Source organism: Geobacter grbiciae (genome assembly GCF_018531165.1).
In the GTDB taxonomy this organism is placed as follows: domain Bacteria; phylum Desulfobacterota; class Desulfuromonadia; order Geobacterales; family Geobacteraceae; genus Geobacter; species Geobacter metallireducens.
Genome location: NZ_JAHDIW010000001.1, coordinates 103,654 through 129,134, shown reverse-complemented (window position 1 = coordinate 129,134; position 25,481 = coordinate 103,654). Strand labels below are relative to the sequence as shown.

The following is a 25,481-nucleotide window of genomic DNA, read 5'->3' as shown; positions in this document are numbered from 1 at the left end:
TTCCTCAGCGTCCCACGAGCTCTCGCACCCGCTGGGCAACCTGGGGCGGGGTGAAGCCGAACTGCTCCGCCAGGACCTTTTCCGGGGCCGAAGCGCCGAACCCTTCCATGCCGATGAAGAGGCCCCCCGTGCCGAGGAGGCGCCACCAGAGGCCGCCGAGCCCCGCCTCCACCGCCACCCGGGGGACGCGGCCCGGCAGGAGCCGGCGCCGGTAGGCCTCGGGCTGGGCCAGGAAGGTTTCGAGGCAGGGGACCGAGACGACCCGGGCCGTCACTCCTTCGCCGGCCAGAATATCTGCCGCGGCCAGGGCCAGCCCCACCTCGGAACCGCTTGCCATGATGACCACGTCGGGCGTTGCCCCGTCTTGCCGGACCGCGTACCCCCCCTTGGCGAAGGTTTTCGCATCCAGTGGCTCCTCCCGCGTGATGGCCGGCACCTTCTGGCGGGTGAGGATGAGGGCCGTGGGGCCGTCGGCGCGGCGCAGGGCCGCGTTCCAGGCCAGGGCCGTCTCGGGGCCGTCGGCGGGGCGGATGACCCGGAGATTGGGAATGAGCCGCAGCGACGAGAGCTGCTCCACCGGCTGGTGGGTGGGGCCGTCCTCCCCCAGGAAGATCGAGTCGTGGGTGAAGACGTAGATCGCCTGCTGCTTCATGAGGGCCGCGAGCCGGATGCTTGGCCGGCAGTAGTCGGAGAAGACCAGGAAGGTGGCGCCGTAGGGGATGAAGCAGCCGTAGCGGGCCATGCCGTTCATGACGGCGGCCATGGCGTGCTCCCGGATGCCGAAGTGGAGGTTCCGCCCCCTGTAGCTCCCCGCAAGCACCGACGGTGATTCCGCGATCCAGGTGTTGGTGGAGGGTTCCAGGTCGGCGGAGCCGCCGGCCAGGGCCGGCATTGCCGCGGCCGCGGCCTGGATCACCTTTCCCGACAGGGCGCGGGTGGCGCCGGTACTCCCCTCAACGGCGGCTAGGAGCCGGGTTTCCAGGTCTTTCGGGATCGCCTTCTGCCACATGCCGTCCCAGAGCCGGGCCTTGTCGGGGTTGCGGCGGCGCCAGCGGCGGAACTCATCCTCCCAGGCGGCGTAGGCCGCGACAAGCTCCTCCCGACGCTTGTCGCAGATCTCCCGCACCCGCTCCGGCACGTGGAACAGTTCGTCGGGCCAGCCGAGATTCCTCCGGGTGGCGGCCACCTCTTCGGCGCCCAGGGGTGAGCCGTGGGCGGCGGCCGTGTCGTGCTTTCCCGGTGAGCCGTGGGCGATGTGGGTCCGGGCGATGATGAGGGAGGGGCGGTCCCGCTCCACCTTGGCCCGCCAGAGGGCCTCCCCCACCTGGCCGATGTCGTGGCCGTCCACCTTCTGCACCTGCCACCCCAGGGCCGTGAAACGGCCGGCCGTATCATCCGAAAAGGCGAGATCCGTGGACCCCTCGATGGTGATCCGGTTGTCGTCGTAGATATAAACGATGTTGCCGAGCTTCAGGTGTCCCGCCAGGGAGGCCGCCTCCTGGCTGATTCCCTCCATGAGGTCCCCATCGCTCACGATGGCGTAGACCTGGTGGCCGCACGGGTCGAAGCGCTCGTCGGCAAAGCGGGCAGAGGCCATCCGGGCCGCCAGGGCCATGCCGACCCCCATGGCGAACCCCTGCCCCAGGGGGCCGGTGGTCACCTCGACGCCGGGGGTGTGGCCGAACTCCGGGTGGCCCGGGGTGCGGCTCCCCCACTGGCGGAACCGTTTCAGCTCGTCCAGGGGGAGGTCAAAGCCGAAGAGGTGGAGGAGGCCATAGACGAGCATGGAGCCGTGCCCCGCCGAGAGGACGAAGCGGTCCCGGCCGGCCCATTCCGGGTCGGTGGGGGCAAAGCGAAGGTGGGAATGCCAGAGGAGGAAGGCATAGTCCGCAGCCCCCATGGGGAGCCCGGGATGGCCCGAGTTGGCCGCCTCCACGGCGTCCACCGCCAGCATTCTGAGGGTATCGGCGCCGAGGCGGGCGTCTTCGCTGGTAAGTACTGGTGCTGACATGGTGTCCTCCCTGACAATTGTTGTTCAAAGCTTCTCAAACGGCTGCGGTCGGGTACACTTTCTCTCAAAGGAGATCCGACAATGCCCGACGACACACACGATCTCGTCATCCTCGGCTCCGGCTCCACCGCCTTTGCCGCGGCGCTCAGGGCCCAGTCCTACGGGACGCGGGTCCTCATGGTGGAAAAGGGGATCCCTGGCGGCACCTGCATCAACTGGGGGTGCGTCCCGAGCAAGACACTGATCCACGCCGCGTTATTCTATCAGGAGGGGAAGCTCGGGGCAAGGCTCGGGCTCGGGGAATGCGGCGGGACGGTGGTTCTAGAGCGCCTCATGGCCCGCAAAGATCAGGTGGTGGGGTATCTGCGTCGGACAAAATACCTCGATATCCTCCAGGATGTGCCGGGGCTTCAACTGGTGAAGGGGACCGGCCGCTTCCTGGGGCCCGACCGGCTGGAGGTGGGGGACCGGGAGATCAGGAGCGAGCGGTTTCTGGTGGCCGTGGGGGGGGATCCCCGGGTCCCGCGGATTCCGGGTTTGGAATCGACCCCCTTTCTCACGAGCCGGGGGGCTCTCCTCCTCAAGACCATTCCTCAGTCCCTTGTCATCATCGGCGGCGGGGTCATCGCCGTGGAACTGGGGCAGATGTTCCAGCGCCTCGGCGCCAGGGTAACGATCCTGGAGCACGGTCCCCGCATCCTGGGGCCGGTGGAGCCGGAGCCGGCCCTGGCGGTGCGTGACTTTCTGCGGGCGGAGGGAATGGAGATCGTCTGCCGCACCACGATCTGCTTGGCGGCCCAGGACGGGGCCGGGGTGCGCGTGGAGGCGGAACGGGACGGGGAGCGGGTGAGCTTCACCGCCGAAAAGCTCCTCGTGGCGACGGGAACGGCTCCGGCCACCAACGGGATCGGGCTGGAGCTGGCCGGGGTTGAAACCGACCCGCGGGGGTTCGTGACGGTGGATGAACGGATGCGGACCACGGCGCCGGGTATCTGGGCCGCCGGCGACTGCACCGGCGGGATGATGATCGCCACGGTCGGCGCCCGGGAAGGGATCGTGGCGGTGGACGACATGCTGAATCCCGGCTGCGGCTGCTCCATGGATTTTCTGAGCGCTCCCATGGCCATCTTCACCGACCCGGAGGTGGGGATGGTGGGGTACACGGAAGAGGGTGCCAAAGCCGCCGGGTTCGACGTGGCCGTGAACGTGATGCCGGTTTCTGCCATCCCCAAGGCCCACGTCACCAGCCACACGGCCGGGGTCATCAAGATGGTGGCGGACCGGGCCACGGGCCGTCTCCTGGGGGTGCATCTGGCCTGCCACCGGGGAGCGGACATCATCAACGAGGCAGCCCTGGCCATCCGCTTCCGGGCCACGGTGGAGGATCTGGCAAACGCGTTGCATGTCTATCCTTCGATGGGGGAGGGCCTGAGGCTCTGCGCCCAGGGATTCAGTAGGGATATCAGCCGGTTGTCGTGCTGTGCCGAATAGCTGTTCCACACGGATCATGATGGGGCGGGCCATGGAGAGGAGCGCAAAAAGTACACACCTGGACCCTGAATTGTCACGGCGGCTCCACCGGGCCCTCACCTGCGGCAAGGAGGAGCTCTTCGAGGCAATCCTCGACTCCTCTCCCGAGGTGCTCCGGGCGGCCCTCCGGAACCCCGCCCTGGACAACAACCACCTCCTGACCCTCCTGGAGCGCCGGGACCTGACCGAGGACCTCCTCAAGACCGTGGCTGGGCTTGATACGGTGGCGGGGAACCACAACCTGACCGTTGCCCTGGTCCAGAATCCTGCAACCCCGGCCGGCGTAGCCCTGTCGCTCCTTCCCCGTCTCTACCTCTTCGAACTCGTCACCCTCAGCGAGCTTCCGGGGACCACTCCCGACCAGCGGCTGGCGGCGGAGCGGGCCATCGTCCAGCGGCTCCCCACCACTCCCCTGGGGAACCGGATCACCCTTGCCCGCCGGGCCAGTGCCTCGGTCCTCGATGCCCTCATGAAGGAGGGGGACGTGCGGGTGGTGGAGCCGTGCCTCGCCAACCCCCGCCTCAAGGAGGCGTCGGTCTTCCAGCTTGTCTCAAGCGCCCGCTCCTCCACCGAGGCCATTGCCGCCGTGGCCCGCCACCAGCGATGGGCGAGCCGCCCCAACCTGAAAATTGCCATGATCAAGAATCCCCGCACTCCCTCGACGGTCTTTGTTTCGCTTCTTGCCGGGGCACCGGCCATGGAACTTCGGAACCTGGCAGTCTCAGGCCGCCTCGGCCAGGAGCAAAAGCGGCTTATCGGCGAGGAACTCCGGCGCAGGGGATTCTAGGGGTACCACCGTCGCACGACAAAGGTCTTCTCTCCCCTCCCGTTATTCTCCGCGAACCGATCCACAGGCACCCTCTTTCCCATCACCTCGGACAGAACATCCTTCAGCGGCCTCACGGCCACACCGTCCCGCTTTCCCGGCACCGGGCCGAGTCGGCTCTCGATGGTCCGCTCCCGGTCGAGGACGATGATCACGTGCCCCTTCCAGACGATAAGGTCCAGGGGTTCCAGTTGCTGGCGGATCTCTTCTGCAGAGAGCCCGGCAATGGGCACCCCCCGGCCGTAGCCAGCAAGGGCGCTCGTGTTGCGGGGGGTGACGCCGTCGGTGGCCTCGTAGAGGAGCCCCGAGCAGTCGAGCCCTTGCAGCAGCCAGCGGCGCTCCGTCTCGGCGGAGAGTTTTCCCGCCGGCGGAAAGAGGCGGATCATGTCCGGCACCCCCGCGCGGATGTTGCCACCCCAGACGTAGCGGCTTCCCCGGGCCGCCAGGAGCCGGGCGATGACCTTGTCGCGGGGAGGAAGTTTCCGGGCACGGGGAGGGGGTGCCTCGTCCGTGAGCCGCACGAAGCGGTCGTCCACGAAGTAGCCTGTGGTCGGGTAGGGGTAGTCATCGGTGGTGACCCTATGGACCACCGACTTCCCGCGGCGGAGCGTCTCCCGGACCGTAAAGGCCGTCCCCGGCAGGGCGATGAACTCCAGTTCCCGGATCTGTCCCTGGCGGTCGGTTTTGACGGTCCTGCCGTCCTGGCCGCCGAATACGCGGGGAAAATCCGGGGTGTTGAGCACCGGCGCCGGCAGCTCTGCCACTGCATAGTGCTGCGCATCATCGGCCCGGGCCGCGGCAAGGGTGAGCATTAGGACGAAAAAGGCCGCGGCTGCGGCCCCCAACCAGCGAGACATGACTATTCCTTTCGTTGCTACCTGAGGAAAAACTGGTGTACCGCCGCCCCTGCCAGCCAAACGCCGAAGCTGGCTGTCAGGACCACCGTCAGGGGAAGCTGGCGCCGGAAGAGGAACAAGGCCGCCACGAAGAAGAGGATCGTCGGGATGATCCCCCAGAGGACCCCTTTCGTATACCCCTCCATGAGCCGGTAGTCCCCCGGCGCGTCGGACCAGAGCCAGAGCAGGACCAGGAGGCTCGTGAGGGGCATGGTGGCGATGAGCCCCCCCAGGGTCGGGAAGCGCTTGCCGATTTGGGCGCAGGCGATGATGATGGCGAGGCTGATGAGGGCCTTTATGATGCTCTGCACGGGGGCTCCGTTCTAGCGAAGGATTGCGGCGGCCAGGTCGAACAGCGGGCCAGGCCAGATGCCGAGGGCCAGGATGGCGAGGGCCGCAACGCCGAGGGACATCGCCTCGGCCGCGGTGGGGGGCTCACCGGTCCCTTCCTGTTCCGCCGGTTTCATGTAGAGGTTCACCGCCACCCGCAGGTAGTAGTAGGCCGAGGCCGCCGCCGTGAGGATGCCGATGATCGCCAGGGGAGCCTCTCCCCCTTTCAGGGCCGCGAAGAAGATGGCGAACTTTCCCACAAAGCCCACCGTTGGAGGAATCCCTGCCAGGGCGAGCATGGCCACGGCCAGCACCACCCCCTGGAAGGGGCGGTGATAGCCGAGCCCCCGGAGGTCATCCACCTGTTCCAGCGGCGTTTCTCCCTCCAGGGAGGCGATGGCGCCGAAGGCCGCCAGGACCATGGCTCCGTAGGCTACGGCGTAGAAGGCCGCCGCCTCGTACCCCCGTCCGCCGGAAAGGAGCGCCAGGGCCACGTACCCCATCTGGGCCACGGATGAGTAGGCGAGCATCCGCTTCACGTTGGGCTGCACGAGCGCCGCCAGGTTTCCGACGGTCATGGAGAGGAAGGCGAGCCCCCAGAGGGGCGCCCGTAGGGTGCCGAGCCCCCCCAGCGGCGGGAGGATAAGAAGGAAAAGGGCGATGGCCGCCCCCTTGGAGCCCGAGGCCAGGAAGGCCACCACCGGCGTCGGCCCCCCCTGGTAGATGTCCGGGGTCCAGAGGTGGGCCGGGGCGAGGGATATCTTGAAGGCGAGTCCCGCCAGCAAGAGCCCCCATCCCGCCAGGGCGATTCCCCCGCCGGCGGCCGAGGCCGCCACGGCCCTGCCGATCTCCAGGGTGCCGGTGGCCCCGTAGAGAAGCGCGATGCCGAAGGCCACAAAGGCCGCTGACACGGCCCCCATGAGGAGGTACTTGAGCCCCGCCTCCCCCGACGCCGTGCGGTTGTGGTCATAGGCCACCAGGATGTAGAAGGCGAAGGTGAGAGCTTCCAGCCCCAGGAAGAGGGTCAGGAAGTTGGCCGCGCTGGCCACCACCCCCATGCCGAAGGTGCCGAAGAGGATTGTGGCCGGGTATTCCTCCCCCTCCTGCCCCTGCCGCGCCGCGTGGTCGTGGGCCAGGAGGAGCGAGAGGCATGCTGTCGCCGCGAAAAACACGAGGAAGAAGCGGGCAAAGGGGGTGAAGGCCACCCCCAGGGTCGGCGCCATGGGCTGCGGCGGCGCCTGGATCGCCCAGAGGGCCGCACCGGCGCAGACCGCAACACCGATGGCGGTTCCGTACCGTCCCGGCACGACCGCGCCGAGGAGGAGCACCAGGACGCTCCCGCAGGCGAGGATCAGAAGGGGCATGATGGTCCAGAGATCGGCGACGGTCATGGTTGCGCCCCCGTCAGGAGCGCCACCGGCACCCTGAGGATATCCAGGAGCGGCTTCGGATGGAGCCCGATAGAGACGCCGATCACTGCCAGCGCCGCCAGGATCGCCCCCTCCCGCAGAGTCACGTCGGAGATGGCCAAAGGCCGCCGTTCCGTCTGGAACAGCACCTCCTGCACGAGCCGCACCGTGTAGATGAGCGGCAGCACGATCCCGAGGAAGGCGACGGCTGCCGCCAGCGGCGTGGTACGGAAGACCCCCGCCAGGATCAGGAACTCGCCGGTGAAGTTGTTGAGCCCCGGCAGCCCCGCCGAGGCCATGGCAAAGAAGAGGAAGAAGAAGGAAAAGACCGGCACCTTGCCCCAGAGTCCCCCGTAGGCCGCCACCTCCCGGGTATTGGTCCGCTCGTCCAGCATCCCCACCAGGGCGAAGAGGGCGCCGGTGGTGACGCCGTGGTTCACCATCTGGAGGATGGAACCGGAGAGTGCCACCGGGCTCCAGGAGGCGATCCCCAGGGCCACGAACCCCATGTGCCCCACGCTGGAATAGGCCACCATCCGCTTCATGTCCTCCTGGGCGTAGGCGATCCACGAGGCGTAGAGGATACCGGTCACGGCCAGCACCGAGATGAACGGCGTGAATCCCCTGGCCGCCTCGGGGAAGAGGGGGTAGCCGAAGCGGACCAGCCCGTAGGCCCCGGTCTTCAGCAGCAGCGCCGCCAGGATCACGCTCCCGGCCGTGGGGGCATCGGTATGGGCGTCCGGCAGCCACGTGTGGACCGGAAAGAGGGGAAACTTGATGGCGAAGGCCAGGAGAAACGCCCCGAAGAGCCACGGCGCCGCCCCGTGGACGATGGGGGCCTTGGCCAGAAGCGGCAGGGCGAAGGTGTACGTGCCGGTGGCGTCGCCATGGATGAGGTAGACCCCGATAATCGCCAGGAGCATCAGGAGTGAGCCGACGAGGGTATAGAGGAAGAACTTCACCGCCGAGTAGATGCGGCGGCCGTGTCCCCAGATGCCGATCAGGAAGAACATGGGGATCAGCATCACCTCCCAGAAGAGGTAGAAGAGGACGAGATCCAGGGCGAGGAAGACCCCCATGAGCCCGCTCTCCATGAGGAGGATGAGGAAGTAGTGGAGCGCGGTCCGCTCGGTGACGGCGCGCCACGACGCCGCCATGGCCACCACCGTGATGAAGGCCGTGAGCGCCACCATGAGGAGGCTGATCCCGTCCATCCCCAGGAGGTAGCGGATGCCGAAGCGCTCGATCCACACGGCATCCTCCCAAAGGAAATACCCTGCCGGCGCGCCGGGGGCGGCGGGCATCCCCGTGGCGGCCACCAGAAGCCACGCCGCCAGGGCCAGTTCGGCAACGGCAAACCCCAGGGCCACGGCGCGGGCAGACGTCCGGCAGTGCCAGACCGGCGCTAAACAGAGGCACCCCGCCAGGGGGAGGAAGATGAGGATGGTGAGAATCGGATAGTCGGTCACGATCAAATACCTGTTTTACGGCATCACTTTATGTGGCAACCCGCCACCGTCACAGCTCATTGCGGAAGCGGATCAGGAGATAGAAGCAGATGCAGCCCCCCGCCCCCATGAGTATATCGCGCAGCCACGGAATCGGCTTCTCCAGCATGGAATAGATGAGCGGATCGAGCAGGGCGCTCGTTAGGAGTCCGACGGCACCCCATGACAGAAGCTTTTTCAATGCACAACCCTCGCCTGACGCGCCTTGGCGACATCTCCCTTGGCCCGGCTGTAGAGCTCCCGCTCCTTGATCGACGGCAAGGAGAAGTCTCCCTCAATGTGCCAACGATCCTTCAAATAGAACCAGGGTGCCAGGCTGGACAAGCGGTATCCATCGAGGACGTCGATTTTTTCAGACTTCATGTCACGAATGGAAAGCCCCTTCTTCCCGGCAACTACCACGTGACTCCCGCTGAAGGGTAAAGCGCCGGCGTCAGTGAAGTCCCATTCCACATGCTGGCGCTGCTCGCCGTCGGGCAACTCGTGGCACGAGGCGCAAGGACGGCTTTTCCCATATTTATGGGAGACCTTGTCCATCTGAATCCATGCCAGTGCCCGGTTGTTCTCGGGCAAACCGTCGAACAGCCCGACATACCCGTAAGCGTCATCGGTGCGCTGCAGGTCGGGCAGTTCTTTGGGCCAGCGCCAGTGCAGCCCCGGCTTCAATGCCGACTCCTTCTGGTTCAGGACCGCCATCGGAAATGGTTTTACCGGTATCCAGCGCCCGTTTTGATCGCGTATCAGAATAGGCTCCTTCATGATCCCGTAGTATTCCTTGTACTTGAAGAAGGGCGTGTTTGAACCGGCCAGCTTGCCTGGTCCCCAGAAGGTCCCCTGGTAGCCGGAAATGTTCTGGATGTGGCATGCTTCGCAGGAGAGAGTTTTGTGCAGCGTCAGCTTGTGGCTGGCGACCTGCCGCTCGTGGCACCGGTCGCAACGTCCCTGCCGCTTGATCATCCCATGTCCCAGGCCGCTCTTGGATCCGCTGTTTTCGTGGCAGTCGAGACAGCCAATCTTCTTAACCTGATGGATGTCCGGCTCCATTCCCTCCGGATTGGCGTAGCTGCCGCCGAAATAGCCCGCTCCCCGGCGCCGCTCCTCCGGCCCGGCATGACAGATCTGTCCACGGCCGCCACCATAGCAGCTTTCCGGCTTCGGTACCCGGTTGAAGGTGTGTATCCCCTGCTTTGGGTTGGCCGGATCCGTCGGCTGCGGATCGTAGTGGCAATCGAGGCACCCCACGTGGCAGGTGTTGCAACTGCGCTGGTTCAACGCACTTTGCCCCCGAGAAAAGGGGACGGCCGTGTTGGTTGAGATTCTCTCGTAATTTCCATTGAACCATGCGCCGCAGTTATGGGGGCCTCGCTGTTGGTCGGTCCAGCTCTGGTATCGGCTCTGTTTGGCGTTGCGTCCCATAGTACTCTGGGTAAACTCGGAGAACTCCTTGGCATGGCAGGCGCCGCAGGTCTTCTCCATGACGCCGAAATCCTGGGAAAGATTGTCTCGACGCTTGTCCTGATAGAGGATCAGGGTGACATTGGGGTCGATGACCACCTTGCCGTCCCTGACGATTTGATGCTGAATACGGGTCATGGGATTGCCGGTCAGCTTCAGAGGGGCCTCGCGCTGTACAGACTCGGCCAGCATCCCTTTCTTGCGCACCAATAGCAACCGTCCCATGCCCCGGTGGGCAGCCGTGCGGTCCGGGTTCGTCGGGTCTCCCAAATGGCAATCTGAACAGGCTGCGTTCATGCCTGATTGCCTGGTTGCCTCCTCAGCAGTCACGCTCAGGTGGGGGAAGCCGAACCGAAGCATTTTCGACCGGTCCGCGTGGCAGCCACTGCACGTATCAGGAGGCTGAGCTGCGCCGACCTGCACAAAAAGCAGTAGCAGAATAAGGGAAGCGACAGACTGCAGGATGCACCGGCAGTGAGCAGTGATGATGGTCATGCCAAGCTCCTTGTCTGGAGATTTTCCTCCCGAGTATAATTTCCGTGATGTTGTGCGTCTCATGTGAGGGTTGCCTGACGTGTATTGCTCACCCGCTCACACAGCCGTCCCGAAGAGCGCACCGACCCCTGCCGTGGCCACCATGGCCAGCGCCCCCCAGAGTGTTACCCGCGTTGCGCCGACGGCGATGTCCGCGCCCCCAGCCCGTGCCGCCAGCGTTCCCAGAAGCGCCAGGCAGACGAGGGAGCCTCCGGCCACGACGGGGACGATGAGTCGCTCCGGACTGAGCAGGGTGATGATGAGGGGGAGGGTTGCTCCGACGGCAAAGGTGACTGCCGACGCCAGTGCCGCCTGGATGGGGCGTGCGGTGTGTATCTCGTTGAGCCCCAGTTCGTCGCGGGCGTGGGCCGCCAGGGCGTCGTGGGCCATGAGCTGCGCAGCGACCTGCTTGGCAAGCTGCGGTTCAAGCCCCCTGTCCACATAGATGGATGCAAGTTCTTTGAGCTCGAACTCGTGGTCTTCCTCCAGTTCCCTCATCTCGCGAGCCAGGTCGGCCTTTTCGGTGTCGGCCTGGGAGCTGACGGACACATACTCGCCCGCTGCCATGGACATGGTGCCGGCGACGAGGCCCGCCACCCCGGCTATGAGCACATTCCCCCGGGCGGCATGGGCGGCCGCCACTCCCACGACCAGGCTCGCGGTGGAAATGATCCCGTCGTTGGCACCGAGCACCGCCGCCCGCAACCAACCGATCCGCTCCGCATAGTGGGTTTCGCTATTCGTGCTCATCTCCGGTCCCTTCCGTGTTCAGTCCGGTCATTCATGCTGCGCATCCATTCCGGGTGCTCTCTATCTACCACACCATCCCCCACGCCAGCCACCCCAGGATCAGCGCCAGCCCCGCAGCGAAACTGAGGAGGTAGACCGACACCCTCCCGCAGCTCCACCCCCCCAGCACTTGGCCGGTCTTGCCCAAGCCGCCGGCCAGACGGTCCAGGGAGTCGTCGATCACTCCTTCGTCCACCCGGCGCCAGAGAAAGCCTGCCAGGGCCTCGTAGGGGCGGATGAGAAGGAACCGGTAGAGATTGTCGGCGTACCAGCCGTTCAGGAGAAAGGCGGTGATTCCCCGCGGTTCCGCAACGGCTGTCTCGATACGGGCCGTGCGCCGCAGTCCGCCGTAGCGGAAGTGGGCCGCGGCGAGGCCGGCAAGGGCCACCAGGGCCGCGATTCCCTCCACGGCCATCTCCTCCCCGTGGGAAAGGTGGGGGGCGCGTTCGGTCAAGGCCGTGGCCAGGAAGCGGCCGAGCCAGCCTTCGGCCAGAAAGTCGGGGAGGTGAATGATGCCTCCCAGGAGCCCCAGAAGCGCCAGGGGGAGCAGCATTGTCTCCATGATCCGGGGAGCGTGGTGGACCTCTGTCACCCCTTCGCCGCCAAAGACCAGGTAAACCATTCGAAACGTGTAGAAGGAGGTGAAGAGCGCCGCCAGAAGGCCCAGGGCGAAGAGCCCGCCGTAGAGGAGCCCCCCCTTGGCCCAGACCGCGGCCAGGATGGCGTCCTTGCTGAAGAATCCACCGGTGGGGGGAAGTCCGGCCAGACAGGCGGCCCCGGCCAGGAAGGCCCAGAAGGTGAGGGGCATCCGCGTGCGCAGTCCCCCCATCCTGAAGATGTCCTGCTCGTGGTGGAGGGCCGTGATGACGCAGCCGGCTCCCAGGAAGAGGAGGGCCTTGAAGAAAGCGTGCTCCAGGAGGTGAAAGGTGGCGGCGGTGACGGCGCCGGCCCCCACGCCGAGCATCATGTAGCCGATCTGGCTGATGGTGGAGTAGGCCAGCACTCGCTTGAAGTCCCGCTGCACCAGGGCGCACGAGGCGCCGTAGAAGGCGGTGACGGCTCCGGTGACGGCTACGGCGGCCATGACCACGGGAGCCGCCCCGAAGAAGGGCGACATCCTCGCCATGAGGTAGACCCCGGCGGTGACCATGGTGGCGGCGTGGATCAGGGCCGAGACCGGCGTGGGGCCGGCCATGGCGTCGGGGAGCCAGACCATGAGCGGCACCTGGGCCGATTTCCCCATGGCCCCGGCCAGAAAGAGGAGCCCGAGGGTGGTGATGATCCCCACGGGCATCAGGAACCCCATCTGGTTGATCTGAGTAATGGAGACGGTCTGGAAGAGCTGGAAGCACCAGACAATGCCGATGCCGAAGGCGGTGTCGCCGATCCGCGTCACGATGAAGGCCTTGCGGCCGGCGGTGGCGTTCTTCGGGTCGTCGTACCAGAAGCCGATGAGGGCGTAGGAGCAGAAGCCGACCCCCTCCCACCCCAGGTAGAGGAGCGGCAGGTTCTCTGCCAGGACCAGGACCAGCATGGCGAAAACGAAGAGGTTCAGGAGGGCGAAGAACCGGGCGTAGCTCGCGTCTTCGGCCATGTACCCCACGGCGTAGAGGTGGATCAGGCCGCAGACGAAGGTGACCATCACCGTCATCACCAGGGAGAGGGGGTCCAGGTAGAGGGTAACGGGGGCGGAAAAATCGAAGTCCGCCAGCCACGAGGCCAGCTCCACCGTGACCGGGGTCCGGTAGGCGTCAAAGGCCATGACCGCGCCGGCAAAAGCCCCCCAGACCGCGGTGCAGGCCAGGGCCTCGCACGCGCGGCGGGGGAGTTTGCGACCGATAACGGCATTGATGGCTCCCCCGAGGAGGGGGAGCAGGAGTATGATGGTGAGGTAGAGTTTCATCCCTTCAGCTCGCTGAACTCATCCGCATCCACCGTTCTCTTGCGCCGGTGGAGGTAGACCACCATAGCCAGGGCCAGGGAGACCTCGGCCGAGGTGAGGGCCATGATGACGAGGGAGAAGACCTGGCCGTCGGCCATTCCCCATCGGGCCGCCCCTCCCACAAAGGCGAGCATGGCGGCGTTGAGCATCACCTCGATGCCGATGAGGAGCATGATCAGGTTCATCCGCCAGACCAGGACGCAGACGAGCCCCAGGGCAAAGAGGATGCCGGCCAGGATCAGGACGTGCTCAAAGGGGACGATCATTGCGCGATGCTCACGTTACTTCTGGGTTGCGTCCTTGACCGCATCTTTGGTCTTGTCGGCGGCCTTGTCGACTGCCTCTTTGCTTTTGTCGACGGCCTCGCCCACCTTTTCACCGGCTTTCTCGACAGCCTCCTTGCTCTTTTCGGTTGCCTTGCCAAGCCCTTCGCCGGCCTTTTCCACGGCCTTGTCGATCTCTTGTCCCGCCTTCTCCGCCGGCCCTACCTCCTTCTTCTTGCATCCGACCGCGGACATCGCCACTACTGCAGCCAGCAGAACAACCATTCCCTTGAGATGTTTCATGCCATTCCTCCTTGGTTGATATGCACCGTGCCGCCCGTTCGGCACGAGTGTTCCTATCGCTTCCGTGCCAGGTAAAGCGCCCCGACGAGCGCGAAAAGGAGCTGCATCGAAATGACTTCCACCGCCACGCCGTACTTGCCGAAGAGGGCCAGGGCGAACTCCTTGACGCCGATGGCTTTCCCCGGTGCCGGAACCGCCGGGGCGCGGGATACGACGAGTGCCAGGGCCGACGCCAAGGTCACGGCGCCGAGGGCAAGGGCCGGCCACCACTCCCGGATTCCGGGAAGCCGGGCCCGCTCCGGATGCCCCAGATCGAGCATCATGATCACGAAGAGGAAGAGGACCATGATGGCGCCGGCGTAGATGATCACCTCGAAGATTGCCACCACCGGCGCTCCGAGCAGGAAGAAGATCACCGCCAGGGCGAAGAACGAGGTGACGAGGTAGACGATGGCGTGCACCGCGTGCTTTTCCGTGATGGCGAAGGCGGTGCCCGTGACCGTTACAACGGCCAAGATGTAGAAGAGGGCCGATTCCATATCGGATAAAATCTACCATATCGGGGGTAAATTGCAGAAAAAAAGGGGCCTCTCCCGGCAGTATTTCGCCGGAGAGACTCCATGCGTCCATACTCCCGTGGGGGAGATGTCAATCCATGCTACTTGTAGTAGCCCACCGTGCAGACCTGATCGTCCACCTTTGTGACGAAGCTTTGGGCACCGGGTCGGTGCTGCCGGGACGGGGCCACATGCAGGAAACCTCGCTGATGGTCCCCTGTCGCAGTCTAGCGTGCGCATGTGCCTGGGCTCTGAGATGCCGCAACATCCACACATTATAGAGTTTGGTAATTGTAAGCCACTGTTTCATTTTCGGCATAAAGTCTGTTGCTGTGTGGAAGGGGAGGGCTTGCGGAATACGGGGATGGAGAGGCAGGATTGGTCTGTCGGTTAGACGCTCAGGCGTGGGGATGTCACGGCATGAGTCCCCGCGCATCAACCGGTTCCTCTTCCCGCTCGCCGGCGCCCCGTGGCTGGGTGACGCCGATGCCGGCATGGCGGTAGAAGTTGTAGGCGGGGTCCTTGCCGCAGCCGTCGATGAGGAGGTCTTCCTTCTCGTAGACCAGTTCCATGATGTCCCGCTCGCAGATCTCGTAGTCAGGGGTCATCTGGATGGCGAGGGTGGGGCAGGCCTCGGCGCAGAGGCCGCAGAAGATGCAGCGGGAGAAGTTGATCCGGAACCATCGGGCGTACCGGCGGCCGTTCCCGTCCTCGGCCGCCTCCATGGAGATGCAGTCAACGGGGCAGGCGGCGGAGCAGAGGTAGCAGGCCACGCACCGCTCTCCCCCCTCGGGGTCGCGGGTGAGGACGATCCTCGCCCGGTAGCGGGGAGCGGGGGTCCGCTTCACCTCGGGGTATTCCACCGTGACGCTCCTGCGGAAGATGTGCTTCCAGGTGACAAAGAGCCCGGTGGCGATTGCTTTGAAGTCGGTGATGATGGGCATGGTGGCAACAGAGGGGCGAGGCATCCCCCGCCCCTGCGGTAACGTACCCTTGCGGGATCAGGCGTTTCCGGCCTTGGCCCGCTGGGCCTTCGTTATCAGTTCCAGGGTGTCGGGGTGTCCGTTCGCTTCCGCATAGGTCAGGGCGGTGTTGCCGAGCTTCATTTTGGCCAGGGGGTCGGCGCCGGCCGTCAAAAGGGTTTCCACGCACTCGTTGCATCCGTAGTTGGCCGCCAGCATGAGGGGGGTATGCCATTCCATGTCTCGCGGGTCCACTTCAGCCCCCGCCTCCAGCAGAGTCTTGATGGCCGCTGCCTTACCGTTGGCCGCCGCGTAATGCAGGGCCGTCTTCCCCTTCTCGCTCCGTGCATCCATGTCGGCGCCGCGGTTCAGGAGATCTCTGATCGTCTCGGCGTCCCCTGTCTTGGCCGCCTCGATGAGCGGCGTATGCCCATGCTTGTCTTTGGTATTCACGTTCTCAACCATGACACGTCCTCCTTTGAAATGTTGCGTAATGAGTTCACTTCTCCGGGACAATGACCAATGCGTGAGTGATACCTTGATGCGTGCGGACTACCCGTTCCCCTCCTTTCCGTTAAAATGTCCGACGCTCCGTTAGCGGAGCATCAGTATCCAGCCGGTGACAAGAATGTTGACCAGCGCCAGCGGCGTCAGCACCTTCCATCCCAGGTGCATGAGCTGGTCGTAGCGAAGCCGCGGCAGCGTCCCCCGCATCCAGATGAAGAAGAAGGCGAAGGCGAGGGTCTTCGCCGAGAACCAGACGAAGGGGGGGAGCCACGGCCCGTGCCAACCCCCCAGGAAGAAGGTGGTTGCCAGCCCGCCGAGGACGATGATGTTGATGTACTCCCCCACGAAGAAAAGGCCGAAGCGCATCCCCGAGTACTCGGTGTGGAACCCGGCCACCAGCTCCCCCTCCGCCTCGGGGATGTCGAAGGGAATCCGCTTGCACTCCGCCGCGATGCTGATGAGGAAGATCACGAATGCCAGGGGCTGATAGACGATGAACCAGATCCCCTCCTGGGCCGCCACGATGTCCGAGAGCCGGAGCGACCCGGCCAGCATCACCGTCGGCACCAGCGACAACCCCATGGACAGCTCGTAGGAGATGAGTTGCGCCAGACCCCGGATGGAGCCCAAAAGCGCGTACTTGGAGTTGGACGCCCACCCCCCCAGGGCCACACCATACACCGCTATTGAGGAGAGTGCCAGAAAGAAAAGGAGCCCCACGTTCAGGTCCGCCACCTGGAGCGGCACCTCCCTGCCGAAGAGCGTCAGAGGGGCCCCGAAGGGGATCACCGCGAAGGTGAGAATGGCCGGGATCGCCGCCATGGCCGGGGCCAGGTAGAAGAGCCACTTGTCGGCCCCGGCGGGTCGGAAGTCCTCCTTGGTCAGGAGCTTGATGAGATCCGCCAGGGGCTGCAAGAGGCCAAAGGGCCCCACCCGGTTCGGTCCCTTCCGGTCCTGGATCCAGGCCAGAATCCGCCGCTCGGCGAAGACCAGGTAGGCCGCCAGGGTCAGCACCACGAAGAAGATCAGGGCGATCTTGGCCAGGTGGATGGCTATGTCGAGGGCTACAGGGGGCATTCCATCATCTCTGTTTCGCTGCCTGTCGTCTCAGCCTGTCACGTCGCTTGGTCACCCCCAGCCGCTTGGCAAGGTTCGTGATTGGATATCATGCAAGGCTCACCAGGTTTGAGTGGCCGATTCGATGGTAACGGCCAAGGTGGCCCGTAACCAGTTGAACTTCGCCTTCATAAAGTCAAAATCCGGCCCGGAAGTAATGAAGGCTGCCTTGCCCTTGATCAGGAAGCCGGCGCCGGGGCCGTGCAACCCCGCAACCTTGCTGCTTCCCAAGGTGATCAGCACATCGGGATTATGGGCGATGTTGGCCTCAGTCTTATGCATGTACCCCGCGGGAATGAACAAACGCCCATCTTGTGAGACCTTGATATAGCTATTCCACGTGTTGACCATATGCGGACCATCCTCCCCCAAGGTCGCAATGGCGACAACTCCGTCCTGTTTCATGATTTCCAATAGTTTTTCTGGGATCATTGATAAGGTCTCCTCGCGATACATTTTTTGTCGTGCATAAACGGCGGGGAGAGCAGCCGTGTCAATGGCTGCATCTTCCTGATTACAATAGCCTTCTCCCCTTCATGATGTCAAATCAACCAATGCCTGTCCCCATGCTTGAGCGGTTCCCGTGCACGTGCCCGCTCATCTCCACAAACGGGACACGTATCACCCTCTCGGCCTCACCCCATCCCCCTCCGGATCGAGCCCCCGCAACACCTCCCACCGTCCCGCAAAGGGGTCAGTCTCTGTCTCCCCTCCCCACCGCTCCATGAGTTCCGCCACGCTCCGCCATGCGGGGCGAGTATCACCGCCGGGGGAAGCGCTGCGGTGGACCCGCGGCGGATGGAAGGGCGCCGGCTTGTCCGGTGAGGCGTGGTAGCGGGCCGGGAGCCCACGGATCGGGAGACCGGGGACCATGGCCTTGCGGAAGCGCTGTGCCCGCCCCTCGTTGTTGACGAAGGTGCCGTCCATCTCCACCCAGGCGGCCGTGGGGAGGACCACTTGGGCCCGCCGGAGCGCCTCCGTGGGGAGCCAGTCGGCGGCGACGATAAGGGGAACTTGCGCCAGAAGCTCCTCCGGGATGTCTGCTTCCACGGCGATGATCCCCTTCACCTTTCCGGAGGCCACGGCCTCGGCCAGGGCGACCGCTCCGTGCTCCTTTGCCAGAAGCCCGGCTCCGAAGGCGTTGGGGCCGGGGAGGAGGCAGGCGATCTTGGCATCGGCCCGGGCCAGGAGCTCGATGGCGGCGCGGGTGCTGTTCCTGGTCCCGCAGATGACCACGGGGCGCTCGAAGATGGCCAGGGGAACCTCTTCGAGGATGCTGAGCTCGATGGCTTCCATGGAGACGGTGCGGGCCTGCTCCAAGGGGGCGTGCTTCCCCACCAGGAAGACCGGCGCGCCGTGGCGCCATGCCTGCCGGACCGCCAGGAGCATCATGGGCCCCTCGTCCCGGAGGTCCGCTTCGAGGATGACCACGCAGTCGGCCTGCCGTACGTCCGCCATGGAGGCGGCTTTGTCGCCGGCAAGGAGGTCGACTGCCGCGGCGGTCCGCTCCCTCTCCTCCTTCTCGGTAAAGTAGCAGAGGTGCCCCGCGCCGAGGAGGTCCGACAGGCGCGCCAGCAGGATGTTCCCCTCCAGCGCGAGCCGGGGCGAGCCGACCACTGCCAGGCTCCCGGGGCCGTACAGCTCTTCCAGCTCGTTGACCCGCACCATGAGGGCATCCAGGGCCTCGTCCCACGAGACCTCTTTCCCGTCCACCAGCGGCACCCGGGGGCGCGCCGGGTCGTTCACCGGAGCATTGGTGAACCTTCCCCGGTCGCAGATGAAGGGGCCGTTCACGGCGGGGTTCTCCCGGGCAATGGTCTTCAGAAGCTCCCGGTAGCGGGCCGCCGGCACGGTGTTGCACCCCAGCGAACAGTGGGGGCAGACCGAGGGGGCCATCTCGTAGTCCCAGTAACGGGCCCGGAAGCGGGCGGTCTTGTCGGTGAAGACGCCGGTGGGGCAGATGTCCACTAGGGTGCCGGAGAAGGGAGATTCGAGCTTCCCCTCCTCAAAGCGGCCGTAGTAAACCCGCCGGGCGTTTCCCATGACGCCGAAGTCGCTCCCGCCGGCGTATTCCTGGTAGAACCGGACGCAGCGGTAGCACTGGATGCAGCGATTCATCTCGTGCTCGATGTACGGCCCAAGGTACTGGTTCACGTGGGTTCGCTTTTTCCCCTCGTAGCGCCGGATGCCGTGCCCCCCGGCAACGGTGTAGTCCTGGAGGAGGCACTCACCCCCCTCGTCGCAGACCGGGCAGTCGTGGGGATGGTTGGTCATGAGCCACTCGATGACGAGGCTCCGCATCTTCAGGGCCTCGGGGTCGGTGGTGGAGACCACCATTCCATCCTGGGCCGGGAGCATGCACGACATCTGGATCCCCTTCACCGGGCCGTCCAGCATTTTCACGGCGCAGAGCCGGCAGGCCCCCACGCTTCCCAGGGCCGGGTGGTAGCAGAAGTGGGGGATCCAGATCCCGACGGACCTGGCCGCCTCCAAAACGCTGGTGCCGGCGGGGACTTCCACCGGTATGTGATCGATGATGAGTTTCGGCATGGTCTCTCGCTACAGGATAATCACCCGGGGGCGCTCCCGGTCGTACTGGAGGGCCATGACGAGGCTCCCCCAACCAAGGGTGATGATGATGCCGAAGCCGAGGAGCACCGCCCCCACGGCCATGAAGATGCCGCCGACAAGCACCGCCAGGAGCCAGCCGACAAAGTCTCCCTTGATAGCGTCAAGGCTCCACCGGAAGGCGTCCATGAACTTCATCCTCCGGTCGATGATCCCGTACATCCCCGGGGCAACCACCACCGCCAGGGCGAACCCCGCCACCTGGCCGATGCCCGGCACGTGGTTCAGAGCGAACTGGGCCACGAGCACCAGGAGGAGGTAGACGAAGAGGTCGCCGAAGCAGTCCCACGCCCGGAAGATGTCCCCTGCCTCGGCCTTTTCCCCCCGGGCCACCTTGAGGATCGCCCGGGTGTAGCCGGCCAGGAATCCCACGTTGGCGATGGGGATCCAGCACACCAGGACGAAGACCAGTGAAAGAATGAGCAGGTTGCCGAAGTTCCCCGTCCAGAGCCGTGTGGCCCGGGTGACGAGGCCGCCGAAATCATCCACCGGTGGTGCCATCATTTCCCTCCAAAGGGGCAGCGCCCCAGAACAATATGCTCCCGGATCTCGCCCTCGAAGAGCCGCAACAGTCCCTCCACCGGCCCCATGGCGCCCGGGGCCAGGGGACAGAAGGAGTAGTTGAGGTATTGGACATGCTCCCGGAGGATGCCGATGTGCTCCTCCCGTCCCTCCCCCGCCTCGATCCGGGCCAGGACGTCCTGCACGAAGGGGAGCCCCTCCCGGCAGGGGGTGCACCAGCCGCACGATTCCCGGGCGTAGAAGACGATCAGGTTCAGTGTCGCCGCCACCATGCAGGTGTCCCGGTCGAAGACCACGATGCCGCCGGTGCCGAGCCGGGACCCCGCCTTGGCAACGGTGTCGAAATCCATGGGAACGTGCCAGTGCTCCTTCGTGAAGAACGGCGTCGACGCCCCACCGGGGATGCACGCCTTGAACTCCCTGCCCGGGAGCATCCCGCCGCAGGGGCCGTCGATGATCTCGCCCAGCGTCATCCCCAAGGGAAGCTCGAAGCAGGCGGCGTTCCTCACATGGCCGCTCACGCAGAAGAGCTTCATCCCTGCCGCCTCGGGGATCCGTGCCAGCCCCTTGAACCAGGCGGCGCCGTTGGCCACGATGGCCGGGATGTTGGCCAGGGTTTCCACGTTGTTCACCACCGTGGGGCGCCCCCAGAGCCCCTTTACCGCTGGGAACGGGGGCTTGCTCCGCGGATTGGCCCGCTTCCCCTCCAGGGCGTTCATGAGGGCCGTTTCCTCGCCGCAGATGTAGCGACCGGCGGACTGGTGGACGTCCAGCTCCAGGGAGAAGCCGGTGCCGAGGATGTTCTCCCCCAGGAGCCCCGCCGATTTCGCCTCGGCGATGGCCCGGCGGCAGTTCTCCGCCGCCTCCTCGTAGCCCCGCCGGATGAAGATGAAGGCGTGGGCCACGCCGATGGCGTAGGCGGCCAGGGTCATCCCCTCCACGAGGGAATAGGGGTTCGCTTCCAGGAGCACCCGGTCCTTGTAGGTCCCCGGCTCCATCTCGTCGCAGTTGCAGATGAGGTAACGGGGGCCGGGTATGTCCCGGGGGACGAAGGACCACTTCTTCCCCGTGGGGAAGCCGGCGCCGCCGCGGCCGCGCAGGCCCGAGTCGATCACGACCTGTTGAACGTCGTTGGGGGACATGCCGGCAAACGCCTTCTCCAGCGCCGCGAACCCCCCTTCGGCCCGGTACTCGGCAAAGGTCACACACCGGCCGGGACGATTATGTCGGAAGAGGAGCTGTTCCATGGGGCTAATCGAGCATTTCCTTCAAAACTACAGCGTTGTTGTGCTCCACATCCTTGGCCGCAAAGAGGAGCGTCACCGTTCCCTTCTCCGTAAGAGTCCGCAGGTGGTCCAGGATTTCCGCCTTCGCTTCCAGTTCCCGCCGGAACCGTTCCCGGAACTCCTCCCACCGGGCCGGATCATGGCCGAACCACTTTCGCAGGTTGTCGCTGGGGGCGATCTCCTTGAGCCACTCGTCGATCCGGGCCTCGTCCTTAGAAATCCCCCGGGGCCAGAGGCGATCCACGAGCACCCTCGTTCCGTCCTCCGGCGCCGGCGGATCGTATATCCGCTTGATCCTGAGCATCCCATCCTCCATCAAAAACAGAAGAGAGTGGCGACCGTGGCCAGTCGCCACGCTTGCCTCTACTTGAAGGTCTTCAGAACATACTCCGCGATTGCCCTTGCCTCTTTGTCGCTCACATCCTTCTTCTCGAACTTGGTCATCCCCGGCCCCGGGTTGCGCATCTTGGCGACGATGTCCTTCCACGTCTTGACCCCGTTGGCCTCCAGGGTCGCTTTCTTCAGGGGTTTGGCGGGGTTGACGATATTGCCGCCGTCGGGGTGGCAGACGGCGCAGTGCTCCTTGAATTCCTTGGCGCCGTCGATCTTCCCCCCCTTCTTGGTGTCGGCGAGGCCGGCCGTGGCGAACGCCGCCGTGGCCAGCAGGCTGATGGAGATGATAATTCCCTTTTTCATACGTTCTCCTCCTCTTGTGGTGTGCCGGGTCCTTCCGGCACGGTTGCCGCGGCTTCCCGCGCGTTACTCAGGATTTCCTCTCCCCGCTCCGGCGTCACCCGGCCATAGAGGGTGTCGCCGATCATCAGCGTCGGGGCCTCGCCGCAGTTGCCGAGGCAGCAGCAGGGAAGGAGCGTGAACATCCCGTCCGCCGTGGTCCCGCCGGGTTCGACGCCGAGCTTCGCCGCCAGGTGCGCCATGAGGCTCTCTCCCCCCATGGCCCAGCAGGAGATGGAGTCGCAGACGTGGACCACCCGCTTACCTACCGGCCGGCGGTAGATCATTTCGTAGAAGGTGGCCAGCTCCTCCACCTGGAGCGGCGTGAGCCCCAGGAGCCCTGCCGCCTCGGCCACCGCCTCGTCGGTGAGCCAGCCGTAGTGCCGCTGCAGCTCCTTCATCACGTCCACCGCCGCCTCGCGGTTGGTGACGGCGTGGGCGATGCGGGCGACAAGCTCTTTTCGCAATTCTTCCGACTCCATCGATTAATCTCCCCCTCCCCTCGCGGGAGGGGGTTGGGGGGTGGGGGAAGCTAGTTCAAGGCAACTCTGTCTGATCACTGCAAGAACCCCTTCGATATTCTCGAAAATGTCATTGTTCCAGAATCGCAAAACCCTGAATCCGTTGCGACAGAGGCAAGCCGTTCTTTGCTCATCATGCTTCAGGTCGTCTGCATGTTGACTGCCATCGAGTTCAATAACGAGCTTGGGAAAATATGCTGCAAAATCAGCAATATAATCTGCTATTGGCTGCTGTCTCCGAAACTTCACTCCTTCAATCTGGCTGTTACGCAAATGTCCCCACAGGATTCGTTCAGCATCCGTGGCATTATTACGAAGATCACGTGCCCTGTCATTCAGGGCATGACGAGGTTTCATAGTTGCTTCCCCCACCCCCTGCCCCCCTCCCGCGAGGGGAGGGGGAACTCTCCTACCGGTCCAGATCCGCCAGTACAAAGTCGATGGACCCGATGATGGCGAGAAAGTCCGCCACGAGCCACCCCCGACTCATGAGGGGGAGCGCCTGGATGTGGGGAAAGCTCGGGGTCTTGATTCGCACCCGGTACGGGACGTTGAGACCGTCGCTCACCACGAAGTAGCCGTTCTCTCCCTTGGGGGCCTCGATGGCGCTGTAGTTCTCCCCCCTGGGCGGCGCCATCCCCCGGGTGGCGTTGATGAAGTGGTGGATGAGGGACTCGATGTCGTGGAGCGTGTCCCGCTTCTTGGGGAGGACATAGCGGTAGTCGTCGGTGATCCACCGCCCGGCGGGCATCTCCTTCCGGCACTGCGCCACGATGTGGAGCGACTGGCGGATCTCCTCGACCCTGATCCGGTACCGCGCCCAGCAGTCTCCCCCCTCCTCCGTGGGGATATCGAAGTGGAAGTGCTGGTAGCCGTTGTAGGGGATTTTCTTTCGCAGGTCCCATGCCACGCCGCAGGCCCGAAGGTTCGGGCCGGTGATTCCCCACTCCATGGCCTCGTCTTTCGTAATGGCGCCGACCCCTTTTAGCCGCGCCTTGAAGATTGGGTTTTCCTTCAGGAGGTCTTCGTACTCCTTGAGCCGGCCCGGCATCCAGTCGAGGAATTCCTTCACCGCCCCGTCCCACCCCTCGGGGAGATCCTCGGTCACGCCGCCGATCCGGAACCAGGAGGGGTGCATCCGGCCGCCGGTGACCATCTCGATGATGTCGAAGATCTTCTCCCGGTCGGTGAAGGTGTAGAAGACCGGGGTCATGGCCCCCACGTCGGCGGCAAAGGTGCCGAGCCAGACCAGATGGCTGGCGATCCGGAAGAGCTCCGCCAGCATGACCCGGATGGTGATGGCCCGGTCCGGCACGGTGATGCCGCAGAGCCGCTCCACGCTGTTCACGTAGGCGAGGTTGTTCTGGACCCCGGCCAGGTAGTCGATCCGGTCGGTGTAGGGGATGAACTGGTTCCAGTGCTGGCGTTCGCCGATTTTCTCGGCCCCTCGGTGGTGGTAGCCGATGTCGGTGTCCATGTCCACGATCTCCTCGCCGTCAAGCTTGAGGATGAAGCGGATGATCCCGTGGGTCCCCGGATGTTGGGGGCCCAGGTTGAGGATCAGGGTCTCCTCGTCGACCCGGTCGAAGAAGTCCGAGGCGGGGAGCGCCTGGTGGCGCCGGGCGTCATCGGTGGTGTAGGGCGCCATCTCCGTGGCCCGGAAGGGGTGCTCCTTCCGCAGGGGATGCCCCTCCCAGTCGGGCGGCATGAGGATGCGGCGCAGGTTCGGATGCCCGGCGAAGTGGATGCCGTACATGTCGAAGGCCTCCCGCTCGTACCAGTCGGCCGCCGGGAAGACCGGGGTCACGGTGGGGAGCTCCGGCGTCTCCCCAGCCAGTCCGGTCTTGATCCGCAGGTGGCCGGGAACATCGAAGTTCAGGAGGTGGTAGTTGACGGTGAAGTCCGGGAACTTTTCCCGCTCCCGGCGGCACGACTCGTCCACGCAGGCCACGTCCTCCAGGCGGCGGAAGGGGGCGGAGCTTCGGCTTTTCAGATGGCGCAGCACCTCGGGCACCAGCTCCGGAGGGCAGCGGTAGGTGAGCATGTCGGTGGCAGCGGAGTCCACGGTAACCCGGTGCCCGAAGACCGTCTCCAGTTCTCCGGCGAGGCCGAAGTCGGGATAGTCGTGCCGCGGCGCGGGAGGGCGCCACATCTCGTCGGAACGGGACATCCAGAAGCGGGGATGCCGGACCGGGGTGCCGCGAATGGCGATTCCCTCCATCCCCGGTCCGCGGGTGTCGCGGGATTTCGTCACCCCGTCCACGAGGACCGGCCGGGTGGTCCCCTCGGTCCCGCCGGCCATGTGAAGAACTTTGCGTGCGGGGCGCTCTTCCCGCCTGATCTTCTCTTGCAGGAGCATCACCCCCTGGAGGAACGCCTCGGGGCGCGGCGGGCAGCCGGGGACGTGGACATCCACCGGGATGATCTGGTTCACCCCCTGGACCACGCTGTAGACGTCGTACATGCCGCCGGAGTTGGCGCAGCTCCCCATGGAGATGACCCACTTGGGCTCGGCCATCTGCTCATAGAGGCGGAGGATGGAGGGGGCCATCTTCTTGAAGACTGTCCCGGCGATGACCATGAGGTCCGCTTCCCGGGGAGTCCCCCGGAGCACCTCGGCCCCGAAGCGGGAGATGTCGTAGCGGGAGGTGAAGGAGGTCATCATCTCCACGAAGCAGCAGGAGAGCCCAAAGAACATGGGCCAGAGGGAATTGGCGCGCCCCCAGTTGATGAGGTCGTCCAGGCGGGTCAGCACTATGTTCTGTGGGATTTCAGTCTCTTCCATTATTTAATCCTGCTTTTCGAGAAACGTGGATTTTTCGCAAGATCAAGGCTGTCGAGGGACTGCGCGGAG

General features: G+C 65.1%; 26 protein-coding genes. 2 read left to right on the top strand and 24 right to left on the bottom strand.

The window, feature by feature from the left end; all coding sequences use genetic code 11:
• Positions 1-4: 4 nt before the first annotated feature.
• Positions 5-2,011 carry a transketolase gene (gene tkt / locus KJB29_RS00610; protein ID WP_215732898.1) on the bottom strand — a complete coding sequence of 669 codons (2,007 nt, stop codon included), beginning with the start codon at positions 2,009-2,011 and terminating at the stop codon, positions 5-7.
• An 81-nt stretch (positions 2,012-2,092) separates the two neighbouring features.
• Here tkt and merA point away from each other — a divergent pair, with 81 nt between their 5' ends.
• Entirely contained in the window at positions 2,093-3,502 is a 1,410-nt protein-coding gene (gene merA / locus KJB29_RS00605; protein ID WP_215732897.1) for a mercury(II) reductase, read from the top strand.
• A gap of 31 nt (positions 3,503-3,533) precedes the next feature.
• Positions 3,534-4,328: a hypothetical protein gene (locus tag KJB29_RS00600; RefSeq protein ID WP_215732896.1), complete on the top strand. Its 795-nt coding sequence runs from the start codon at positions 3,534-3,536 to the stop codon at positions 4,326-4,328.
• Here the strand turns inward: KJB29_RS00600 and KJB29_RS00595 are convergent.
• The 23 genes from KJB29_RS00595 to KJB29_RS00485 all read right to left on the bottom strand — a co-directional run bounded on the left by KJB29_RS00595 (position 4,325) and on the right by KJB29_RS00485 (position 25,412).
• Positions 4,325-5,224 carry an NlpC/P60 family protein gene (locus KJB29_RS00595; RefSeq protein WP_215732895.1) on the bottom strand — a complete coding sequence of 300 codons (900 nt, stop codon included), beginning with the start codon at positions 5,222-5,224 and terminating at the stop codon, positions 4,325-4,327. The genes KJB29_RS00600 and KJB29_RS00595 overlap by 4 nt on opposite strands.
• Positions 5,225-5,241: 17 nt before the next feature.
• The gene (locus KJB29_RS00590) at positions 5,242-5,574 is read right to left on the bottom strand and encodes a DUF3147 family protein (RefSeq protein WP_215732894.1); all 333 of its coding nucleotides are present in this window, start codon (positions 5,572-5,574) and stop codon (positions 5,242-5,244) included.
• Between the two features lie 12 nt (positions 5,575-5,586).
• Positions 5,587-6,984, bottom strand: a complete 1,398-nt coding sequence (locus KJB29_RS00585) for an NADH-quinone oxidoreductase subunit N (protein WP_215732893.1) — start codon at positions 6,982-6,984, stop codon at positions 5,587-5,589.
• Complete coding sequence (locus tag KJB29_RS00580; RefSeq protein WP_215732892.1) at positions 6,981-8,471, bottom strand: complex I subunit 4 family protein; 1,491 nt, start codon at positions 8,469-8,471, stop codon at positions 6,981-6,983. Before KJB29_RS00580 ends, KJB29_RS00585 begins: the two co-directional genes overlap by 4 nt.
• Before the next feature lie 49 nt (positions 8,472-8,520).
• The gene (locus KJB29_RS00575; protein ID WP_215732891.1) at positions 8,521-8,691 is read right to left on the bottom strand and encodes a hypothetical protein; all 171 of its coding nucleotides are present in this window, start codon (positions 8,689-8,691) and stop codon (positions 8,521-8,523) included.
• Positions 8,688-10,460 carry a cytochrome c3 family protein gene (locus tag KJB29_RS00570; RefSeq protein ID WP_215732890.1) on the bottom strand — a complete coding sequence of 591 codons (1,773 nt, stop codon included), beginning with the start codon at positions 10,458-10,460 and terminating at the stop codon, positions 8,688-8,690. Before KJB29_RS00570 ends, KJB29_RS00575 begins: the two co-directional genes overlap by 4 nt.
• A gap of 96 nt (positions 10,461-10,556) precedes the next feature.
• On the bottom strand, positions 10,557-11,249 hold the full coding sequence (locus KJB29_RS00565; protein WP_215732889.1) for a VIT1/CCC1 transporter family protein: 693 nt from the start codon (positions 11,247-11,249) through the stop codon (positions 10,557-10,559).
• 64 nt (positions 11,250-11,313) lie between these two features.
• Positions 11,314-13,191: an NADH-quinone oxidoreductase subunit L gene (gene nuoL / locus KJB29_RS00560; RefSeq protein WP_215732888.1), complete on the bottom strand. Its 1,878-nt coding sequence runs from the start codon at positions 13,189-13,191 to the stop codon at positions 11,314-11,316.
• Positions 13,188-13,496, bottom strand: coding sequence for an NADH-quinone oxidoreductase subunit NuoK (nuoK, locus tag KJB29_RS00555; RefSeq protein WP_004512754.1), 309 nt, complete (start codon positions 13,494-13,496; stop codon positions 13,188-13,190). The genes nuoL and nuoK overlap by 4 nt, the downstream gene beginning before the upstream one ends.
• A gap of 15 nt (positions 13,497-13,511) precedes the next feature.
• Positions 13,512-13,796, bottom strand: a complete 285-nt coding sequence (locus tag KJB29_RS00550; protein WP_004512753.1) for an Rv0909 family putative TA system antitoxin — start codon at positions 13,794-13,796, stop codon at positions 13,512-13,514.
• 53 nt (positions 13,797-13,849) lie between these two features.
• A complete protein-coding gene (locus tag KJB29_RS00545; RefSeq protein ID WP_215732887.1) occupies positions 13,850-14,335 on the bottom strand; it encodes an NADH-quinone oxidoreductase subunit J family protein in 486 nt (161 codons plus the stop codon).
• 431 nt (positions 14,336-14,766) lie between these two features.
• Positions 14,767-15,297 (bottom strand): NADH-quinone oxidoreductase subunit NuoI, encoded by a 531-nt coding sequence (gene nuoI / locus KJB29_RS00540; RefSeq protein ID WP_215733368.1) that lies wholly within the window; start codon positions 15,295-15,297, stop codon positions 14,767-14,769.
• Between the two features lie 57 nt (positions 15,298-15,354).
• Positions 15,355-15,780 (bottom strand): ankyrin repeat domain-containing protein, encoded by a 426-nt coding sequence (locus KJB29_RS00535; protein ID WP_004512749.1) that lies wholly within the window; start codon positions 15,778-15,780, stop codon positions 15,355-15,357.
• A 129-nt stretch (positions 15,781-15,909) separates the two neighbouring features.
• Positions 15,910-16,899: an NADH-quinone oxidoreductase subunit NuoH gene (gene nuoH / locus KJB29_RS00530; RefSeq protein WP_215732886.1), complete on the bottom strand. Its 990-nt coding sequence runs from the start codon at positions 16,897-16,899 to the stop codon at positions 15,910-15,912.
• A gap of 99 nt (positions 16,900-16,998) precedes the next feature.
• Entirely contained in the window at positions 16,999-17,370 is a 372-nt protein-coding gene (locus tag KJB29_RS00525) for a pyridoxamine 5'-phosphate oxidase family protein (protein WP_215732885.1), read from the bottom strand.
• A 189-nt stretch (positions 17,371-17,559) separates the two neighbouring features.
• Positions 17,560-19,488 carry an NADH-quinone oxidoreductase subunit NuoG gene (gene nuoG, locus KJB29_RS00520; RefSeq protein ID WP_215732884.1) on the bottom strand — a complete coding sequence of 643 codons (1,929 nt, stop codon included), beginning with the start codon at positions 19,486-19,488 and terminating at the stop codon, positions 17,560-17,562.
• A 9-nt stretch (positions 19,489-19,497) separates the two neighbouring features.
• A complete protein-coding gene (locus tag KJB29_RS00515; protein ID WP_215732883.1) occupies positions 19,498-20,067 on the bottom strand; it encodes a zinc ribbon domain-containing protein in 570 nt (189 codons plus the stop codon).
• Positions 20,067-21,335 carry an NADH-quinone oxidoreductase subunit NuoF gene (gene nuoF / locus KJB29_RS00510; protein ID WP_215732882.1) on the bottom strand — a complete coding sequence of 423 codons (1,269 nt, stop codon included), beginning with the start codon at positions 21,333-21,335 and terminating at the stop codon, positions 20,067-20,069. The genes KJB29_RS00515 and nuoF overlap by 1 nt, the downstream gene beginning before the upstream one ends.
• Before the next feature lie 4 nt (positions 21,336-21,339).
• Complete coding sequence (locus tag KJB29_RS00505; RefSeq protein ID WP_215732881.1) at positions 21,340-21,678, bottom strand: DUF488 domain-containing protein; 339 nt, start codon at positions 21,676-21,678, stop codon at positions 21,340-21,342.
• A gap of 59 nt (positions 21,679-21,737) precedes the next feature.
• Positions 21,738-22,070: a c-type cytochrome gene (locus tag KJB29_RS00500; protein WP_004512742.1), complete on the bottom strand. Its 333-nt coding sequence runs from the start codon at positions 22,068-22,070 to the stop codon at positions 21,738-21,740.
• The gene (gene nuoE / locus KJB29_RS00495; protein ID WP_215732880.1) at positions 22,067-22,588 is read right to left on the bottom strand and encodes an NADH-quinone oxidoreductase subunit NuoE; all 522 of its coding nucleotides are present in this window, start codon (positions 22,586-22,588) and stop codon (positions 22,067-22,069) included. Before nuoE ends, KJB29_RS00500 begins: the two co-directional genes overlap by 4 nt.
• A 3-nt stretch (positions 22,589-22,591) precedes the next feature.
• On the bottom strand, positions 22,592-22,984 hold the full coding sequence (locus KJB29_RS00490) for an endonuclease domain-containing protein (RefSeq protein ID WP_215732879.1): 393 nt from the start codon (positions 22,982-22,984) through the stop codon (positions 22,592-22,594).
• A gap of 52 nt (positions 22,985-23,036) precedes the next feature.
• A complete protein-coding gene (locus KJB29_RS00485; RefSeq protein WP_215732878.1) occupies positions 23,037-25,412 on the bottom strand; it encodes an NADH-quinone oxidoreductase subunit B/C/D in 2,376 nt (791 codons plus the stop codon).
• Positions 25,413-25,481 lie beyond the last annotated feature (69 nt).

Bases quoted from the DNA above. Each gene is read 5' to 3' on its own strand.
- KJB29_RS00485 (WP_215732878.1), bottom strand. From the start codon at position 25,412: ATGGAAGAGACTGAAATCCCACAGAACATAGTGCTGACCCGCCTGGAC.
- KJB29_RS00595 (WP_215732895.1), bottom strand. From the start codon at position 5,224: ATGTCTCGCTGGTTGGGGGCCGCAGCCGCGGCCTTTTTCGTCCTAATG.
- KJB29_RS00515 (WP_215732883.1), bottom strand. From the start codon at position 20,067: ATGGCACCACCGGTGGATGATTTCGGCGGCCTCGTCACCCGGGCCACA.
- merA (WP_215732897.1), top strand. From the start codon at position 2,093: ATGCCCGACGACACACACGATCTCGTCATCCTCGGCTCCGGCTCCACC.
- nuoK (WP_004512754.1), bottom strand. From the start codon at position 13,496: ATGATCGTCCCCTTTGAGCACGTCCTGATCCTGGCCGGCATCCTCTTT.
- nuoL (WP_215732888.1), bottom strand. From the start codon at position 13,191: ATGAAACTCTACCTCACCATCATACTCCTGCTCCCCCTCCTCGGGGGA.
- KJB29_RS00545 (WP_215732887.1), bottom strand. From the start codon at position 14,335: ATGGAATCGGCCCTCTTCTACATCTTGGCCGTTGTAACGGTCACGGGC.
- nuoG (WP_215732884.1), bottom strand. From the start codon at position 19,488: ATGCCGAAACTCATCATCGATCACATACCGGTGGAAGTCCCCGCCGGC.
- tkt (WP_215732898.1), bottom strand. From the start codon at position 2,011: ATGTCAGCACCAGTACTTACCAGCGAAGACGCCCGCCTCGGCGCCGAT.
- nuoI (WP_215733368.1), bottom strand. From the start codon at position 15,297: ATGCCCATCATCACCGACTTCAAAGCAATCGCCACCGGGCTCTTTGTC.
- KJB29_RS00600 (WP_215732896.1), top strand. From the start codon at position 3,534: ATGGAGAGGAGCGCAAAAAGTACACACCTGGACCCTGAATTGTCACGG.
- nuoH (WP_215732886.1), bottom strand. From the start codon at position 16,899: ATGCCCCCTGTAGCCCTCGACATAGCCATCCACCTGGCCAAGATCGCC.
- KJB29_RS00585 (WP_215732893.1), bottom strand. From the start codon at position 6,984: ATGACCGTCGCCGATCTCTGGACCATCATGCCCCTTCTGATCCTCGCC.
- nuoF (WP_215732882.1), bottom strand. From the start codon at position 21,335: ATGGAACAGCTCCTCTTCCGACATAATCGTCCCGGCCGGTGTGTGACC.
- nuoE (WP_215732880.1), bottom strand. From the start codon at position 22,588: ATGGAGTCGGAAGAATTGCGAAAAGAGCTTGTCGCCCGCATCGCCCAC.
- KJB29_RS00525 (WP_215732885.1), bottom strand. From the start codon at position 17,370: ATGATCCCAGAAAAACTATTGGAAATCATGAAACAGGACGGAGTTGTC.
- KJB29_RS00505 (WP_215732881.1), bottom strand. From the start codon at position 21,678: ATGCTCAGGATCAAGCGGATATACGATCCGCCGGCGCCGGAGGACGGA.
- KJB29_RS00565 (WP_215732889.1), bottom strand. From the start codon at position 11,249: ATGAGCACGAATAGCGAAACCCACTATGCGGAGCGGATCGGTTGGTTG.
- KJB29_RS00570 (WP_215732890.1), bottom strand. From the start codon at position 10,460: ATGACCATCATCACTGCTCACTGCCGGTGCATCCTGCAGTCTGTCGCT.
- KJB29_RS00550 (WP_004512753.1), bottom strand. From the start codon at position 13,796: ATGAAACATCTCAAGGGAATGGTTGTTCTGCTGGCTGCAGTAGTGGCG.
- KJB29_RS00490 (WP_215732879.1), bottom strand. From the start codon at position 22,984: ATGAAACCTCGTCATGCCCTGAATGACAGGGCACGTGATCTTCGTAAT.
- KJB29_RS00535 (WP_004512749.1), bottom strand. From the start codon at position 15,780: ATGGTTGAGAACGTGAATACCAAAGACAAGCATGGGCATACGCCGCTC.
- KJB29_RS00500 (WP_004512742.1), bottom strand. From the start codon at position 22,070: ATGAAAAAGGGAATTATCATCTCCATCAGCCTGCTGGCCACGGCGGCG.